The organism is Derxia lacustris (assembly GCF_002105195.1).
Taxonomy (GTDB): domain Bacteria; phylum Pseudomonadota; class Gammaproteobacteria; order Burkholderiales; family Burkholderiaceae_E; genus Derxia; species Derxia lacustris.
In genome coordinates this window covers 35,055-50,426 of sequence record NZ_MUHU01000009.1, presented here as the reverse complement: position 1 = coordinate 50,426, position 15,372 = coordinate 35,055, and the positions used below count along the sequence as shown (strand labels likewise).

Here is a 15,372-nt window from a genome sequence, read left to right as displayed (position 1 = left end):
GCAGCGGGAATGCGGGTTCAGCGATGGTTGGCGGGCGCCGTGGCCGCGCCGATGAAGCGGCTGGCCACCTTGGGCACGAGCGGCGCGCCGGCCTCGGCGGCAGCGGCTGCGGCGGCAAAGCCGGCGCTGCCGAGCTGGCCGTAGACCGCGTCGTCCTGCGGCGTGTGGATGCGGCCGCAGAGCACGTCGCGGAAATGCCGCTCCAGCGGATTGGCGCGGTGCAGGCCGGGGTTGGACGAGAACTCGACCGCCTTCTGCACCGCCGCGATGGCCTGATTGGTCACCAGCGTCTTGATGAGGCTGTACTCGGCCGGCGCGAGGCCGCCGCGCACGCCGGCATCGAGCAGCACGCGGTTGGAGAACAGCAGCCCGTCGATCTCGCCGAGCGCCTGCTGATAGCGCTGGAGCGTGGACAGCGGCGCGCCGAGCGAGGCCGGCACGCGGGTGCGCGCCCATTCGGCAAACCAGTCGCGCGCCGCGTAGGCCACGCTGTCGTACACGGTCGACAGCAGCACGCCGATCCAGGCGGCAAAGCGCGCATCGGGCGCGGCCGGCTGGTCGGCCGGCGCCACGTCGACCGCATGCTCATCGGGCACGAACACGTCGGTGAACACCACGTCATGGCTGCCCGAGGCGCGCAGGCCCAGGTGGTCCCAGCTCTCGACGATCTCGATGCCCGGCGTGTCGCGATGCACCAGCCACGAGCCCACCAGCGGCACCGCATCGTCGCTGCGGCCCCAGACGAAGTACCAGGTCAGGCCCGGCGCGCCGGTGGAGTAGAGCTTGCGGCCGTCGATGCGCCAGCCGCCTTCCACCCGCCGCGCCACCGTGCCCGGCAGGCCGCCACGCGCCGGCGTGCCCAGCTCGGGCTCGACGCGCAGCGAATTGACCAGCGCGCCGTCGCGCACCACATCGCCGATCACGCGCCGGCGCAGCGGCTCGGGCCAGCGCGCGAGCCGGTCGTGGAAGGCCAGATGCAGGTATTGCATCACCAGCACCAGCGCGGTCGAGGGCTCGCCGCGCGCGACGGCGGCGACCACCTTGCGCGCGCTGTCGAGGCCGGCGCCGAGGCCGCCGTCGGCGACCGGCGCGGTGAGTGCGAGCAGGCCCAGCTCATGCAGGCGGGCGAAGTTGGCATGCGGAAATTCGCGCGTGCGGTCGTGATGTTCGGCGCTGGCGGCGAACTCGGCGCTCAGGCCGGCGAGCAGCCGGTCGAAGTCGGGCGAGGCAAGGTCCGGCACCGGCGGATGCGGCAGACGGTCGGTCATGGAGAGGTTCCCGGGGAGAAGGCTGGAAGACGGCTTGCGTTCACGCGCCATGTTTTTGATAGGCCGGGTTCCAGCGCAGCCAGCGGCGTTCAAGCCCCTTGGCCACGAGGTCGGCGAGCTTGCCGAGCAGCGCGTAGAGCAGCACGCCCACCAGCACCACATCGGTTTGCAGGAATTCGCGCGCATTCATCGTCATGTAGCCGATGCCCGACTGCGCCGAGATGGTCTCGGCCACGATCAGCGACAGCCACATCACGCCGAGCGCGAAGCGCAGGCCGACGAGGATGTTGGGCAGCGCGCCGGGCAGGATCACGTCGCGGTAGAGCGCGAAGCCGCGCAGGCCGTAGGCGCGCGCCATCTCGATGAGCTGGCGGTCGACGGCGCGGATGCCGTGATGCGTGTTGATGTAGAGCGGAAAGAACACGCCCGCCGCGACCAGAAAACGCTTGGCGCCCTCGTCGATGCCGAACCACAGGATCACGAGCGGAATCAGCGCCAGATGCGGAATGTTGCGGACCATCTGCACGCTCGAATCGAAGGTGGCCTCGGCCCAGCGCGACATGCCGGTAAGCAGCCCCAGCCCCAGCCCGAGCGCGCCGCCCAGCGCAAAGCCCGACAGCGCGCGCCAGCCCGAGACTTGCAGGTAGTTCCACAGCTCGCCGCTCGCGGTCAGCTGCCAGAACGCTTTCGCGACGGCGGTCGGCGCGGGAAGGATGTCGGTCGACAGCCAACCGAGCGCGATCGCGCCCTGCCAGCCGAGCACCAGCGCCACCGGCACCAGCCAGGGCAGCAGGCGCAGCAGGGTGGCGGCGAGCGGGCCGTCGCCGTCGAGCCGGGTGGTGGCGACCGGCGCCGGACGCGGCGCGGCGGCGGCAGGCCGGCGCGCCGGCAGGGCTTCGGGCAGCGCGCTCATGCGCGGCCCCGCGCGAAGAATTCGGGCTCGACCAGACCGCGCACATCCACCCGGCGCGGCAGCAGCGCCAGCTCGGCGAACACGTCGGCGACCTTCTGCACGGCGGTCACGTCGGCCTCCTCGACCGGGCGCAGCGCCTGATAGCCGCGCGCGATCACCTTGCGCACGATGGCCGGCGCGAGCCGGGTCTGCTCGGCATACACGCGCTCAAAGGCGTCGCGGTGCGACTCGCTCCATTGCCATGCGCGGTTCATGCGCAGCAGCAGCTCGCGGATCGCGGCGCGCTTGGCCGGATCGGCGAGCGCCTTTTCGGATGCGGTGAGAAAGCCGCGCCCGGTGCTGATGCCCTCGCCGTCGCGCAGCACGCGGGCGCCGGCGTCCTCGGCCACCGCGAGGTAGGGATCGAAGGTGGCCCAGGCGTCGATCTGGCCGGCGCGGAAGGCCGGCAGCGCATCGGTCGGCATGACGAAGCGCGCCTCGACCGAGGCCGGATCGACGCCGGCCTCGCGCAGCGCGCCGATCAGCAGGTATTGCGCGACGCTGCCGCGCGCCGACGACACCACCACGCTGCGGCCCTTGAGGTCGGCCACGCTGCGGATCGGCGACTTGCCCTGCACCACGATGGCGATCGAGCTGCCCGGTCCGGCCGAGGTGGCGACGATGCGGATGCGGCTGTTCTGCGCGGCGGCGGCCAGCACCGGCGTGTCGCCGGCCGGCGCGGTATCGACCGCCCCGGCGCGCACCGCCTCGAACAGGGGCGCCGCGCCCTGGAAGTTGGCCCACTGGTAACCGAAGGGCGCGCCGTCGAGCACGCCGGCCGCTTCGAGCCGGGCGCGGGTGCTGTTGGCCTGATCGCCGAGCACCAGACTGGCGGCGCCCGGCGCGTCGGCGGCGCGCACCGCGCCGGCCAGGCCGAGCAGGCCCAGGCCGGCGCCGGCGGCAAGCAGGGCGCGCCGTTGCGGGCGGGCCTTGCGGCGAAGGAAGTTGGCTTTCATCACGGGGCGGCGGGCCGCTGCGAGCGGCCGGTGAGATGTCGATGGCAGCGACGATATCGGCGCCCTCGGCCCTGCCCCACGATGTTTATTCAATATCTTTATGTGCCCTTATCATTAATAAATCGCATGACGTGAGGCAGCCGCCATGCGCCCGCCGCAATCAGTCGGCCACCACCTTGGCGCTGCGGATGATGTTGCCGGCTACCGCGAAGTCGCGCCTGAGCCGGGCCGAGATCTGCTCCGGCGCGAGCGGTGCCGGCACCAGGCTGAGCGCCTTGAGCTTCTCGACCACGCCCGGGTCGGCGGTCACCTCGCCGACCGTGCGCACCAGCGTGCGGCGGATGTCGTCCGGGATGCCGGCCGGCGCGGCAACGAAAAAGTACAGATCGAAATCCCAGTCCGGCACCGTGGCCTGGATCGGCGGCACGCCGGGCAGCAGCTCGGAGCGCGGCGCGCCGGCGATGGCCAGCGCCTTCACCTTGCCGGCGCGCGCGAACTGGGCCGCGAGCGGATCGAAGAACAGATCGACCCGGCCGGCGACCAGATCGTTGGCCGCCGCCGCACTGCCCTTGTAGGGCACATGCTGGGCATCGAGGCCGGTCTTGAGCTTGAGGTATTCGGTCGACAGATGGCCGCCCGAGCCGTTGCCCGAGGTGGCGTAGTTGAGCGTGCCCGGATGCGCCTTGGAGTAGGCGACCAGCTCGGCCAGGCTGTTGACCGGCAGATCGTTGCGCACCGCCAGCACGGTGACCGAATTGCCGATCATGCCGAGCGGCGTGAAGTCCTTGAACGGGTCGTAGCCGGCCTTGATGAGCTGGGGCACGACCGCAAAGATGGCGCTGGTCGCGTTGAGCAGGGTGTAACCGTCGGCCCGGGCCTTGGCGGCGTATTCGGTGCCCAGGCCACCGCCGGCGCCGGGCCGGTTGTCGATGACGAAGGGCTGACCGAGCTTCTCGGCCAGCTTCTGCGACACGATGCGCGCGGTGTTGTCGCTGGTGGCGCCGGGCGGATAGGGCACGACGTAGTTGACCGCATGGTCGGGCCAAGCGGCGGCCCGGCCGGCTTGCGGCAGGCCGGCAAGCACCGCCGCGCCGCCGGCGGCGGACAGCAGACGGCGACGCGGACGCGAGATTGCGTTCATCGGGAACTCCGGAGTGGGTGAGGACAAGGCCCGGCCGGACGCGGCCGGGCGAGAGGCGCGCAGGCCGACCGCGCGCGGCGCAGCGGCCGCCGGTCGGCGCGGATTCATTCGGCAAAGGCCACGCCGCGCAGCCGGCGCACGCGCGGCAGCGCGACCGCCAGCACCAGCACCACGACCAGCGCCAGCAGGCCGGCGGCGATCGGCCGCTCGACGAACACCGCCGGATTGCCGCGCGCCAGCAGCAGCGCGCGACGCAGGTTCTCTTCGAGCATCGGGCCGAGCACGAAGGCCAGCAGCAGCGGCGCGGCATCGCAGCGCCAGCGCCGCAGCGCCCAGCCCAGCACGCCGAACAGCGCGGTCAGCAGCACCTCGGCGGCACTGTTGTTGACGCTGTAGACGCCGACCAGACAGAACACCAGCACCGCCGGATAGAGCAGCCGGTAGGGCACCGACACCAGCTTCACCCACCAGCCGATCAGCGGCAGGTTGATGACCACCAGCATCAGATTGCCGATCCACATGCTGGCGACCATGCCCCAGACCAGCGCCGGCTGGCTGTCGATGACGCCGGGGCCGGGCGCGATGCCGTGCATCATCATCGCGCCCACCATCATCGCCATCACCGCATTGGCCGGCAGGCCGAGCGTGAGCAGCGGCACGAAGGAGGTCTGGGCGCCGGCATTGTTGGCCGACTCGGGCGCGGCCACGCCGGCCACCGCGCCCCGACCGAAGCGCCCGGGCTCGCGCGCGATGCGCTTCTCGACCGTGTAGGCCACGAAGCTCGCCAGCGTGGCGCCGCCGCCCGGCAGGATGCCGAGCAAGGCGCCGACGACGGCGCCGCGCAGCACCGCCGGCACGGCTTCGCGGGCTTCGGCGCGGGTCGGCCACAGGCTGCCGATGCGTTCGACCCGGCCGCCGGCCGCCTCGCCGCCGGCGATGTTGGCGACGATCTCGGCCACGCCGAACAGGCCCATCGCCACCGGCACGAAGCCGAGCCCGTCGGACAGCACCGGCAAGCCGAAGGTGAAGCGCTGCACGCCGCTGTTGATGTCGCCGCCCACGGTGCCGAGCAGCAGCCCGGCCAGGATCATGGCCAGCGAGCGCACGAACGGCCCCTGCGCCAGCACCACCGCCGCGATCAGCCCCAGCACCATCAGCATGAACAGCTCGGCCGGCCCGAAGGCCTGGGCCGCCGCCGCCAGCGGCGCCGACAGCGCGGCCAGCAGCAGCGTGGCCACCGTGCCCGCAAAGAAGGAGCCGAGCGCCGCCACCGTGAGCGCGGCGCCGGCGCGGCCGTTGCGCGCCATCGCATTGCCGTCGATGCAGGTGATGACCGAGGACGACTCGCCGGGCAGCCGCAGCAGGATGGCGGTGGTCGAGCCGCCGTACTGCGCGCCGTAGTAGATGCCGGCCAACATGATGAGCGCGGTGACCGGCGGCAGCGCATAGGTGGCCGGCAGCAGCATCGCGATGGTGGCCACCGGCCCGAGGCCGGGCAGCACGCCGACCAGCGTGCCGATCAGGCAGCCGGCCAGGCAGAAGGCCAGATTGAGCGGCGTGAGCGCCTCGCCGAAGCCGAGCGCCAGATGGTCGAGCAGCAGATTCATGCCGGCAGCACCGGCAGATTGACGCCCAGCCCGGCCACGAACAGCAGGCTGGCCAGCAGCGCCAGCGCCACGCCCAGCAGCGCCAGTTCGCGCAGCCGCGCGCCGGCGCTGGCCAGCCCCGAGACCAGCACCAGCAGCAGCGTGGCGCCGGCCAGCCCGAGCCGCTCGACCGACAGGCCGAACAGCAGGATGGCGCCGGTCACGCCGCCGAGCGCGCGCAGCTCGGCCGGCCAGTCGTTGCCCGGTGCGTTGCCCGGTGCGCTGTCGTCGCCCTCGACCGGCCCGCTCACCGGCACGGCCAGCGCCGCGCCCACCAGCAGCCAGCCGAGCAGCGTCGGGAAATAGCCCGGCCCCATGCGGCCCGCGCGGCCGAGCGCGTAGTCCTGCGCCAGCACGATGGCGGCGCCGCCGAGCGCGGCACAGGCCAGCGCCAGCCCCAGTCCGCGCGCCGAGGCACGCGCCGCCAGCTCGGCCAGACGGCCGCCGGCCGCACCGCCGCGCAGGTCGGGCGCGCGGTGCTCGATGTCGATGTTCATGTCCTGATTCCCCTGCGGTCGCGACGGATCGGCTGCGCGTGACGCCCGCCTTGAAGCGCGCGCCGCCGGACGGCGGCAGGCGCGCTTGCGCGGTGCGCCCGGGCAGTCGTTACCCAGTCGATGGGGCGCAGCCTAGGGCCGCGCGCGGACCGCATGAATATGCGAATCTCATATGAATATGTTTACTGACTATTTATAAACAGCATGTTCTGACTGACAAGCTCAGCCCATCCCAACGCCCTGCCGCCCCAAAGGAATCCGCCATGCCCTCTGTACCGCTCGTCCGGCGTCGCCTGCTGACCGGCCTCGGCCTGCTGCCGGCCGCGCTGGCCTGCGGCAAGGCCGCTGCGCAGGGCCGCACCGAGCTGCGCGTCGGCGACCAGAAGGGCTTCATGCGCACCGTGCTGGAAGCCGCCGGCGTCGCCGACAACCTGCCGTTCGACATCCGCTGGTACGAATTTCCGGCTGCCGCGCCCTTGCTCGAAGCGCTCAACGCCGGCGCGGTCGACATCGGCCCGGTCGGCGATGCGCCGCTGATCTTTGCGCTCGCCTCGGGCGCCAAGCTCAAGGCGTTTGCCGCGCGCCGCAGCGATCCGTCGGCCATCGCCATCGTCGCCAAGGCCGGCAGCCCGCTCACCGATGCGGCCAGCCTCAAGGGCCGCAGCATCGCCACCGGGCGCGGCTCGATCGGCCATTTCGTGGCGCTGGCGGCGCTCAAGGCGGCCGGCCTCAAGCCCGACGACGTCACCTTCCGCTTCATGCTGCCGAGCGACGCCAAGCTGGCGTTGCACACCGGCGCGGTCGATGCGTGGAGCACCTGGGACCCGTATGTGGCCATCGCCGAGACGCTCGACCATGCCAAGGTGATCGCCACCGGACGCGGCCTGTCGGCGGGCTTGAGCTTTCTGGTTGCGACCGAGCCGGCGCTGCGCGACAAGGCGCGCGCGCTGGTCGAGTTCCGCCAGCGGCTCCAGCTCGCCTCGACCTGGTCGCTCGACCATCTCGACAGCTATGCCCAGGCCTTCGGCCAGGCGGTCGGCATTCCGGCCGAGGCCGCGCGCCTGACCGTGAGCCGGGCGCGCGCGCAATGGGTCGAGATCGACCCCGCCGTCGTGGCCGAGCAGCAGCGCACCGCCGACACCTATTTCGACACCGGCCTGCTCACCCAGCGCGTGACTGCCGCGCCGAGCTTTGCCCAACTCAAGGCCACTTCATGACCGACTTTCCCTCCCTCGCCCGCCGCCGCCTGCTGGGCCTGCCCGGCGCCGCCGCGCTGACCTGCCTCGGCCTCGGCGCCGCGCCGGCCGGCGCGGCCGACATCGACCTGAGCCGGCAGCGGCTGCGCATCGCCACCTACAAGGGCGGCGACCGCACGCTGCTGCGCGCCGCCGGGCTCGACAAGACGCCCTACACCGTCGACTGGGCCGAGTTCGGCGCCGGCAACCTGATCGTCGAGGCGCTCAATGCCGGCTCGCTCGACTTTGGCTCGGGCAGCGAGATTCCGCCGATCTTCGCGGCCCAGTCCAATACCCGCATCAACCTGCGCGTGGTCGCGGTGGTGAAGGACGACGTCAACAGCCAGGTGGTGCTGGTGCCCAGGGATTCGCCGGCACGCGGCATCGCCGACCTGCGCGGCAAGCGCGTGGGCTATGTGCGCGCCACCACCACCCACTACTACCTGCTGCGCATGCTGGAGGACGCCGGGCTCTCGTTCGCCGACATCGATCCGGCCAACCTGAGCCCGGCCGACGGCTTTGCCGCCTTCCGCTCGGGCAAGCTCGATGCGTGGGCCATCTATGGCTACAACGTGCCGCTGGCCAAGTCGCAATCGGGCGCGCGCGTGCTCAAGACCGCCAACGGCTATCTGTCGGGCAACTATCTGTACTACGCCCATCCCGAGGCCATCGCCGACCCGGGCCGGCATGCGGCGCTGGCCGACTATCTGCAACGGCTGCGCCGCGCCTACCAGTGGTTCGAGGCCAATGCCGATGCCTTCGGGCGCATCTACGCGGCCGAGATCCGGGTGCCGGAAGACGCCATCCTCGAACTGTTCCGCAACCGCAGCCAGCCGCGCCGGCTGGTCGCCGTGGCCGATGCCGAGATCCGCAGCCAGCAGCTGGTGGCCGACACCTTCGCCAAGGCGCGCGTGCTCGATGCCAAGGTGGACGTGGCCAGCCTCTGGGACCGCAGCTTTGCCGGAGCGCTCGGTGCCGGCTGATGCGGCAGCGGGCTGTGCATCGGCCGACGCGGCGCCGCGCGGCGCCGCCGGCTCAGGCGGCGCGCGCGTCCTGCTCCACATTGGCCGCGATGCCGCTGGCGACCGAATCGCCAAAGCTCTCGATCGGCCGCGCCAGATTGCCCGGCACCAGACTGCGCACCAGCCACAGATCGATGGTCGGCGTGAAGTCGGCGACCTCGACGATCTCGACCTGATGGCGGTACTGGCTCACCGCCACCAGCGCGCGCGGCGCAAGGCCCAGCCCGCCGCCCTCGGCCACCACCTTGAGTTGCAGCTCGGCGCCAAAGGCATCGAAGGCCACGTCGAGCGGCAGGCCCAGGTCGGCAAGCCGGCGCTGCAGGCGCGCCCGGAAGCCGCAGCCGTCGGGATTGAGCACCCAGCCGCGACCGGCGATCTCGCGCAGCGGCCAGGGACCGCGCCGCTTGCCCAGACTGCCGACCGCCGCGACCACCACCATCTCGAAGGGCATGAGCCGGCGCGCCGACAGCGTGGCCGGAAAGCTCTGGCCGGACGGAAACATGACGGTCGCCGCATCGATCTCGCCGCGCTCCAGCAGGCCGACCAGCTCGGCGCTCCAGCGCGTGCAGACATGCAGCCGCAGCGCCGGGAATTCGCGCCGGAACAGGTCGAGCAGCGCGGTCATGCCCAGCTCGGCGATGGCTTGCGTCACGCCGAGCCGGATGCTGCCCTCGGGCACGGCATCGGTCGTGACCAGGCTGCGCAGCGAATCGACCTCGGCCAGCAGGCTCTGGCATTGCTCGTACACGCGCCAGCCCATCACCGTGGGCTTGAGCGGCTTGGTCTCGCGGTCGAGCAGCAGCACGCCGAGCGCCTCCTCCAGACTTTGCAGCCGGCGCGTGACGGCGGGCTGGGTCAGGCCCAGCGCCTCGGCGGCGCGCGACAGCGAGGCGTGGCGCACGGTGGCCACGAAGGAGGCGATGTCTTCGATCTTGAGATGCATGGCAGGCAAGCGCTGGGCAGTTTGAGCAACGCACCTGATTATGCGGACTCCACATGATCGACTGCCAATAACTTGAACAACCACAAACTCCGCCGGACATTACTTTTCATTCTTTTCGCGACGCCATGAGCCTGCCTAGCCCCCGTCGCCTGCGCGAATTCGTCACCGCGCTGGCCGAACTGCTCGACGAAAACCCCGACGAAGCCCGCACGCTCGATGCCGGCGCCACGCTGCTGCGCGATCTCGTCGCGCATGACGACTGGCTGCCCGAGGCCTATGCCCAGCCCGATCCCGAGCGCTATCGCCAGTACCTGCTGCATGCCGATTCGCGCGCGCGCTTCTCGGTGGTGAGCTTTGTCTGGGGTCCGGGCCAGCGCACGCCGATCCACGACCACACGGTGTGGGGCCTGATCGGCGTGCTGCGCGGCGCCGAGCTGGCCCAGCCCTACCGCCTCGACGGCGGCGCGCTGCTGCTCGACGGCGCCGAGCAGCGGCTGGAGCGCGGTCAGGTCGAGGCGGTGTCGCCGCGCATCGGCGACATCCACCGCGTGAGCAATGCGCTGGCCGATCAGCCCTCGATCAGCATCCATGTGTACGGCGCCAACATCGGCGCGGTCAGGCGCTCGGTGCTGCTGGAGGACGGCACGCGCAAGCCCTTCATCTCGGGCTATTCCAACGACACCCTGCCCAACATCTGGGACCTTTCCCGCGAGGTGACCGCATGAGCCTGCTGCTCGATTCCGCCGACTCCGACATCACGCCCACGGCTGGCGAACCGGCAGCGACCGCTGGCCTGCCGCAACGCACGCCGGCCTGGGTGCGCGAGCGCCTCATCGCACGCGATGAAATCGCGCTCATCGACCTGCGCGAGGAAGACCCGCATGCCCAGGCGCATCCGCTGTTTGCCGCCAACCTGCCGTTCGCGCGCATCGAGCTGGATGCCTGGAGCAAGCTGCCCAATCTCGGCGCGCCGATCGTGCTGTTCGACGACGGCGAGGGCCTGGTCGAGCGCGCCGCCGCCACCTTCCGGCACCTCGGCTATCGCGATGTCGCGCGGCTGGCCGGCGATCTCGACGGCTGGCGCGATGCTGGCTACGAGCTGTTCCGCGACGTGAATGCGCCGAGCAAGGCCTTCGGCGAACTGGTCGAGGCCGAGCTGCACACGCCGTCGCTCGCGGCCGAGGAAGTGCAGGCGCTGATCGACGCCCGCGCCGATGTCGTCATCGTCGATGCGCGCCGGCCCGACGAGTACCAGACCATGAGCATCCCGACCGCGACCAGCGTGCCGGGCGCCGAACTGGTGGCCCGCGTGCGCGCGCTGGCGCCCGATCCGGCTACGCGCGTGATCGTCAATTGCGCCGGCCGCACGCGCAGCATCATCGGCACGCAATCGCTCATCAACGCCGGCCTGCCCAATCCGGTGAGCGCGCTGCGCAACGGCACCATCGGCTGGACCCTGGCCGGCCAGCGCCTCGACCAGGGCCAGACCCGGCGCGCGCCGCTCGATCTGCAAACCCCGCCCACGCCCGAGGCCCGCGCCGCCGCGCGCCGCGTCGCCGACCGGGCCGGCGTGCGGCGCGCCAGCCTCGCCGACCTGGAGCGCTGGCTCGCCGAGCCGGGCCGCAGCACCTACCGCTTCGACGTGCGCCTGCCCGAGGATTTCGAGGCCGGCCATCTGCCGGGCTTTCGCAATCTGCAAGGCGGCCAGCTGGTGCAGGAAACCGAGATGCATGCGCCGGTGCGCGGCGCCCGGCTGGTGCTGGCCGATCCGCAGGGCGCGCGCGCCGACATGACCGCCTCGTGGCTGGCGCAGATGAACTGGGAGGTGCATGTGCTCGACGACGTGCCGGCCGCCGCCTTCAGCGAAACCGGCCAGCCGCCCGCGCCGGCGGCGCCGGTCGAGCCGCCGCTCGGGCCCGACGACCGCATCGATCCGGCCACGCTGCAAGCCTGGCTCGCGGCCGATCCGGCGACCCGGCTGCTCGACTTCACCACCAGCGCCAACCATGTCGCGCGCCACATCCCGGGCGCCTGGTGGGCGCTGCGCTCGCGGCTCGCGCATGCGCTGGTCACGGTGCCGGCCGGCAACCGCTATGTGCTCACCTGCGGCAGCAGCGCGCTGGCGCGCCACATCGTGGCCGAGGTGCGCGCGCTGACCGGCCGGCCGACCTTTCTGCTCGAAGGCGGCAATGCGGCCTGGTTTGCTGCCGGCCTGCCGACCGAGGCCGGCGACGCGCGCCTCGCGTCGCCGCGCATCGACCGCTACCGCCGCCCCTACGAAGGCACGGACAACCCGCGCGAAGCCATGCAGGGCTATCTCGACTGGGAGTTCGGCCTGGTGGCGCAACTCGGCCGCGACGGCACGCACGGCTTCAGGCCGCTGCGGCTGCGCGACTGAGCGGGGCGCCGCGATGACCGCCGCCACCGTGGCGCCGCGCACGCCGGCCGGCCCGGCCTTGCAGCTGCCGGCCGCGCCGCTCGCGCTCGATACCGACGTGCTCATCATCGGCGGCGGCCTGGCCGGCACCTGGGCCGCCGTGGCCGCGCGCGAGGCCGGCGCGCGCGTGGTGCTGGTCGACAAGGGCTGGTGCGGCACCAGCGGCGTGACCGCGCCGGCCGGCCCCGGCCACTGGTGGCTGCCGCCCGACCCGGAGGTGCGCGCCGACGCCATCGCGCGCCGCCACGCCGCCGGCCTTGGCCTCGCCGACGCGCAGGCAATGCAGCGCGCGGTCGAGGAAACCTGGACCCGCCTGCCCACGCTCGCGCCCTGGTACGACTACCCGCGCGACGCCACCGGCGCCGTGCAATACCGCGCCCTGCGCGGCCCCGAATACCTGCGTGCGATGCGCGCCCGCGTGCTCGCCGCCGGCGTCACCGTGCTCGACCATGCGCCGGCGCTCGAACTGCTGCTGCGCGACGACGGCAGCGCCGCCGGCGCGCGCGGCCTGCTGCGCCAGCCACAGCCCGGCCATGCCGCCGGCAGCAACTGGCAGATCCGCGCCGGCGCCGTCGTCATCGCCACCGGCGGCTGCGCCTTCCGCGCCCGGCTGCTCGGCGCCGACACCAACACCGGCGACGGCTATCTCATGGCCGCCGAGGCCGGCGCCGAACTCTCGGGCATGGAATTCAGCAGCTATCACACGGTCACGCCGACCTGGTCGTCGATGACGCGCGCCATGTCCTATGCCTTCGCGCGCTACTTCGATGCCGACGGCCGCGAGCTCGACATCCCGTTCAGCCACGACGGCATGGTCGCGCTCGGCCGCGCGCTCGATGCCGGCCCGGTCAGCTGCTCGCTCGACCGCATGCCCGAGGCGGTGCGCGAGGCGCTGCCGCGCATCTCGCCCAATGTGCTGCTCAGCTTCGACCGTGCGGGCGTCGATCCCTTCCGCCAGCGCTTCGCCATCACCCTGCGCGGCGAAGGCACGGTGCGCGGCGTGGGCGGCCTGCGCCACGCCAGCGCCGATGGCGAGACCACGGTGCCGGGCCTGTACGCCGCCGGCGACGCCAGCTCACGCGAGCCGATTGCCGGCGCGATCTCGGGCGGCGGCGCGCAGAACTCGTCGTGGGCGCTGGGCACCGGCGTGTGGTCGGGCGCGGCGGCCGCGCGGCGCGCCTTGCAGCGTCCGCTCGGCGCCGGCGAACCGCTGCGTGCGCCGGGCGGCGCCGGCCTGCGTCCGCGCAAGAACGGCCCGGCCGGGCTCGACGCCGCCGGCGCCATCGCCGCCGTGCAGCGCGAGACGCTGCCGTTCAACCAGAGCCTCTACCGCGACGGCCCGCGCCTCGCCGCCAGCCTCGACCGGCTCGATGCGCTCTGGCAGGAGCTGCGCGACCACGCCGGCCACGCAGCCGACGCCAGCCCCACCGACCGCCTGCGCTGGCGCGAAGCCGCCGCCCTCGCCGCGACCGCGCGCTGGTGCCAGGGCGCCGCGCTCGCCCGGCGCGAAAGCCGTGGCCTGCTTGTGCGCGACGACCTGCCCGCGAGCGATCCGGCACTCGCCGTGCGGCTGCACACCGGCGGGCTGGACGCGCGCTGGACCCGTTACGCCCGGGCGGCCTGACTGCCGGTTTCCTCCACGCCGCGCCGGCCATCCCGCCGCGCGCGCCCTTGCCTCCGTCCACCCACCATGCTCGAACTCGTCCTCGCCGACCGCTGCACCGGCTGCAATGCCTGCGTCGCCGCCTGCCCGACCAATGTGCTCGACGCCCAACCCGACGCGCCGCCCGTCATCGCGCGCCAGGGCGATTGCCAGACCTGCTTCCTCTGCGAGCTGTACTGCAAGGCCGATGCGCTCTACGTCGCGCCCGACGTGGATAGCGCCCGGCCGATCACGCCGGCGGAGGCCATCGGCGGCGGCACGCTCGGCCGCTACCGCCGCGAATCGGGCTGGGATGAATGGGCCGGCGATCCGCGCCATGCCAACGAGCATTGGCGCATGGGCGAGATGTTCGGGATTGCGGCGAGGATCGATGCGGAGGCGCGGGTGAAGGTCAGGCTCGTCGAGTCGTCACAGCCCGCCCCTGAGCGCGATCAAGCCCTTCCCATATAGCGAGCAATCCGGTAGCGCCGCTGCAACTCAATTGAGAACCGGATTCAACCGGTATTCCCGGCCTGACGGAGCCTGTTGTTGGAGCGCCCCAAAACATATCCTGAAATTCCCCCCAACAATGTGCCCAATACATTCTCCGACAACCGATGCCCCAAGCCGAGAAGCAGAATGGTCACCGTCAGCAGGAAAACCGTGAAAACATCGAGAACGATTCCCGATGCAAATATCGCCGCTTGCAATTCCTTGTCCTTGTAGAGCACAGGTATCACAAGTATTCCGATCAACAACAATCCCAGAACCGGCAATCCCCACTGAATGATCTTCTTGTCGATCTGCGATTGCCCTTCCTCGATCGTTTCATTCAATTCCTTTTGCGACTCCTTCAGCACCGCCATCTTGCCGCGCGCGGTCACAAGCCCGGCATCGTGACGGGCAATTTCCTTCGTCAAATACTCTTTTGCCACCTGAGCGATCTTCTCGAATCCATCCTTGTTGAAATAGGTACGCAACTCTGCCGATGAAGTTTGCGCCACGGCGAAGGATTGAATATTCTGATTGAAATAAAGAGGCCGTCTCAACTCATCGACATAACGCAACGCCGGCGCTTGCCAGACCGCCGCTTGAAAACCATCGGAAAATTCCTGCAAATACTGCTCATCGAGAGAAACGGTGCGCGCATCGCGCTTGACAGCGCGCCAGATCTCCAAAATTCCGGGAAAGGCATCCCATACGTCATCGGCGATCTTGGACGAATAGTTTTGAAAAAACGGGAAATCCGACTGGGAAATTACATATCCTTCCTTCGACTTCGGCCGATCCTCCAACCACTTGGCAAACTTCTCGACATCGCGCTCCAGTACAGGCGGCAATGTCATCGATTTCGTTTTTTCCAACTCAGCTCGAAGACGCCCGACCGCCGTCTCCCGAGCATTGATTTCCACAGACAATTGATCGATCTGCTTCAGCAGGTCGGACAATTGCTGCTGCGCAACGATCGGAGATGGTGCAGCCAAACGTCCTGCCTTGTCGGAATCCGCAGAATTCGCCGTCGAAGCGGCAAGTGAAGTGAGCAACGTCAGCACCACCCGGAACATCGAAGCAAATCTACGCATGTTGAACTCCACCTTGTCGAACTCAACCCAAATGATTCACTGCCGTCACC

General features: G+C 70.9%; 14 protein-coding genes. 6 read left to right on the top strand and 8 right to left on the bottom strand.

Going from position 1 to position 15,372, the window contains the following annotated elements; genetic code table 11:
* Positions 1-17 precede the first annotated feature (17 nt).
* The 6 genes from B9P64_RS09790 to B9P64_RS09765 form a co-directional block, all read right to left on the bottom strand.
* Positions 18-1,268 (bottom strand): acyl-CoA dehydrogenase family protein, encoded by a 1,251-nt coding sequence (locus B9P64_RS09790; protein ID WP_085316062.1) that lies wholly within the window; start codon positions 1,266-1,268, stop codon positions 18-20.
* Positions 1,269-1,308: 40 nt separating this feature from the next.
* Entirely contained in the window at positions 1,309-2,181 is an 873-nt protein-coding gene (ssuC, locus tag B9P64_RS09785; RefSeq protein ID WP_085316061.1) for an aliphatic sulfonate ABC transporter permease SsuC, read from the bottom strand.
* The gene (locus B9P64_RS09780) at positions 2,178-3,176 is read right to left on the bottom strand and encodes an ABC transporter substrate-binding protein (protein ID WP_085316060.1); all 999 of its coding nucleotides are present in this window, start codon (positions 3,174-3,176) and stop codon (positions 2,178-2,180) included. The genes ssuC and B9P64_RS09780 overlap by 4 nt, the downstream gene beginning before the upstream one ends.
* Positions 3,177-3,336: 160 nt before the next feature.
* On the bottom strand, positions 3,337-4,317 hold the full coding sequence (locus B9P64_RS09775) for a Bug family tripartite tricarboxylate transporter substrate binding protein (protein WP_176256788.1): 981 nt from the start codon (positions 4,315-4,317) through the stop codon (positions 3,337-3,339).
* A 104-nt stretch (positions 4,318-4,421) separates the two neighbouring features.
* A complete protein-coding gene (locus tag B9P64_RS09770) occupies positions 4,422-5,924 on the bottom strand; it encodes a tripartite tricarboxylate transporter permease (RefSeq protein WP_085316058.1) in 1,503 nt (500 codons plus the stop codon).
* The gene (locus B9P64_RS09765) at positions 5,921-6,460 is read right to left on the bottom strand and encodes a tripartite tricarboxylate transporter TctB family protein (protein WP_085316057.1); all 540 of its coding nucleotides are present in this window, start codon (positions 6,458-6,460) and stop codon (positions 5,921-5,923) included. The genes B9P64_RS09770 and B9P64_RS09765 overlap by 4 nt, the downstream gene beginning before the upstream one ends.
* Positions 6,461-6,723: 263 nt before the next feature.
* Here B9P64_RS09765 and B9P64_RS09760 point away from each other — a divergent pair, with 263 nt between their 5' ends.
* Both B9P64_RS09760 and B9P64_RS09755 read left to right on the top strand, forming a co-directional pair.
* Positions 6,724-7,677: an ABC transporter substrate-binding protein gene (locus tag B9P64_RS09760; protein ID WP_085316056.1), complete on the top strand. Its 954-nt coding sequence runs from the start codon at positions 6,724-6,726 to the stop codon at positions 7,675-7,677.
* A complete protein-coding gene (locus B9P64_RS09755; protein ID WP_085316055.1) occupies positions 7,674-8,678 on the top strand; it encodes an ABC transporter substrate-binding protein in 1,005 nt (334 codons plus the stop codon). The genes B9P64_RS09760 and B9P64_RS09755 overlap by 4 nt, the downstream gene beginning before the upstream one ends.
* A gap of 52 nt (positions 8,679-8,730) precedes the next feature.
* Here the strand turns inward: B9P64_RS09755 and B9P64_RS09750 are convergent, their stop codons facing one another.
* Complete coding sequence (locus B9P64_RS09750) at positions 8,731-9,660, bottom strand: LysR family transcriptional regulator (RefSeq protein WP_085316054.1); 930 nt, start codon at positions 9,658-9,660, stop codon at positions 8,731-8,733.
* Positions 9,661-9,785: 125 nt separating this feature from the next.
* On the opposite strand from B9P64_RS09750, the gene B9P64_RS09745 reads away from it, so the two are divergent.
* From B9P64_RS09745 to B9P64_RS09730, 4 genes are all read left to right on the top strand, one after another.
* Positions 9,786-10,385 carry a cysteine dioxygenase family protein gene (locus B9P64_RS09745; RefSeq protein ID WP_085316053.1) on the top strand — a complete coding sequence of 200 codons (600 nt, stop codon included), beginning with the start codon at positions 9,786-9,788 and terminating at the stop codon, positions 10,383-10,385.
* Entirely contained in the window at positions 10,382-12,058 is a 1,677-nt protein-coding gene (locus tag B9P64_RS09740) for a rhodanese homology domain-containing protein (RefSeq protein ID WP_085316052.1), read from the top strand. Before B9P64_RS09745 ends, B9P64_RS09740 begins: the two co-directional genes overlap by 4 nt.
* A gap of 13 nt (positions 12,059-12,071) precedes the next feature.
* A complete protein-coding gene (locus B9P64_RS09735; protein ID WP_085316051.1) occupies positions 12,072-13,721 on the top strand; it encodes an FAD-binding protein in 1,650 nt (549 codons plus the stop codon).
* Positions 13,722-13,787: 66 nt separating this feature from the next.
* Positions 13,788-14,210 (top strand): 4Fe-4S dicluster domain-containing protein, encoded by a 423-nt coding sequence (locus B9P64_RS09730; RefSeq protein ID WP_085316050.1) that lies wholly within the window; start codon positions 13,788-13,790, stop codon positions 14,208-14,210.
* A 44-nt stretch (positions 14,211-14,254) separates the two neighbouring features.
* Here the strand turns inward: B9P64_RS09730 and B9P64_RS09725 are convergent, their stop codons facing one another.
* On the bottom strand, positions 14,255-15,322 hold the full coding sequence (locus tag B9P64_RS09725; RefSeq protein WP_139826242.1) for a hypothetical protein: 1,068 nt from the start codon (positions 15,320-15,322) through the stop codon (positions 14,255-14,257).
* Positions 15,323-15,372: the final 50 nt, after the last annotated feature.

Bases quoted from the DNA above. Each gene is read 5' to 3' on its own strand.
- B9P64_RS09765 (WP_085316057.1), bottom strand. From the start codon at position 6,460: ATGAACATCGACATCGAGCACCGCGCGCCCGACCTGCGCGGCGGTGCG.
- B9P64_RS09770 (WP_085316058.1), bottom strand. From the start codon at position 5,924: ATGAATCTGCTGCTCGACCATCTGGCGCTCGGCTTCGGCGAGGCGCTC.
- B9P64_RS09755 (WP_085316055.1), top strand. From the start codon at position 7,674: ATGACCGACTTTCCCTCCCTCGCCCGCCGCCGCCTGCTGGGCCTGCCC.
- B9P64_RS09775 (WP_176256788.1), bottom strand. From the start codon at position 4,317: ATGAACGCAATCTCGCGTCCGCGTCGCCGTCTGCTGTCCGCCGCCGGC.
- B9P64_RS09735 (WP_085316051.1), top strand. From the start codon at position 12,072: ATGACCGCCGCCACCGTGGCGCCGCGCACGCCGGCCGGCCCGGCCTTG.
- ssuC (WP_085316061.1), bottom strand. From the start codon at position 2,181: ATGAGCGCGCTGCCCGAAGCCCTGCCGGCGCGCCGGCCTGCCGCCGCC.
- B9P64_RS09725 (WP_139826242.1), bottom strand. From the start codon at position 15,322: ATGCGTAGATTTGCTTCGATGTTCCGGGTGGTGCTGACGTTGCTCACT.
- B9P64_RS09790 (WP_085316062.1), bottom strand. From the start codon at position 1,268: ATGACCGACCGTCTGCCGCATCCGCCGGTGCCGGACCTTGCCTCGCCC.
- B9P64_RS09730 (WP_085316050.1), top strand. From the start codon at position 13,788: ATGCTCGAACTCGTCCTCGCCGACCGCTGCACCGGCTGCAATGCCTGC.
- B9P64_RS09760 (WP_085316056.1), top strand. From the start codon at position 6,724: ATGCCCTCTGTACCGCTCGTCCGGCGTCGCCTGCTGACCGGCCTCGGC.
- B9P64_RS09745 (WP_085316053.1), top strand. From the start codon at position 9,786: ATGAGCCTGCCTAGCCCCCGTCGCCTGCGCGAATTCGTCACCGCGCTG.
- B9P64_RS09780 (WP_085316060.1), bottom strand. From the start codon at position 3,176: ATGAAAGCCAACTTCCTTCGCCGCAAGGCCCGCCCGCAACGGCGCGCC.
- B9P64_RS09740 (WP_085316052.1), top strand. From the start codon at position 10,382: ATGAGCCTGCTGCTCGATTCCGCCGACTCCGACATCACGCCCACGGCT.
- B9P64_RS09750 (WP_085316054.1), bottom strand. From the start codon at position 9,660: ATGCATCTCAAGATCGAAGACATCGCCTCCTTCGTGGCCACCGTGCGC.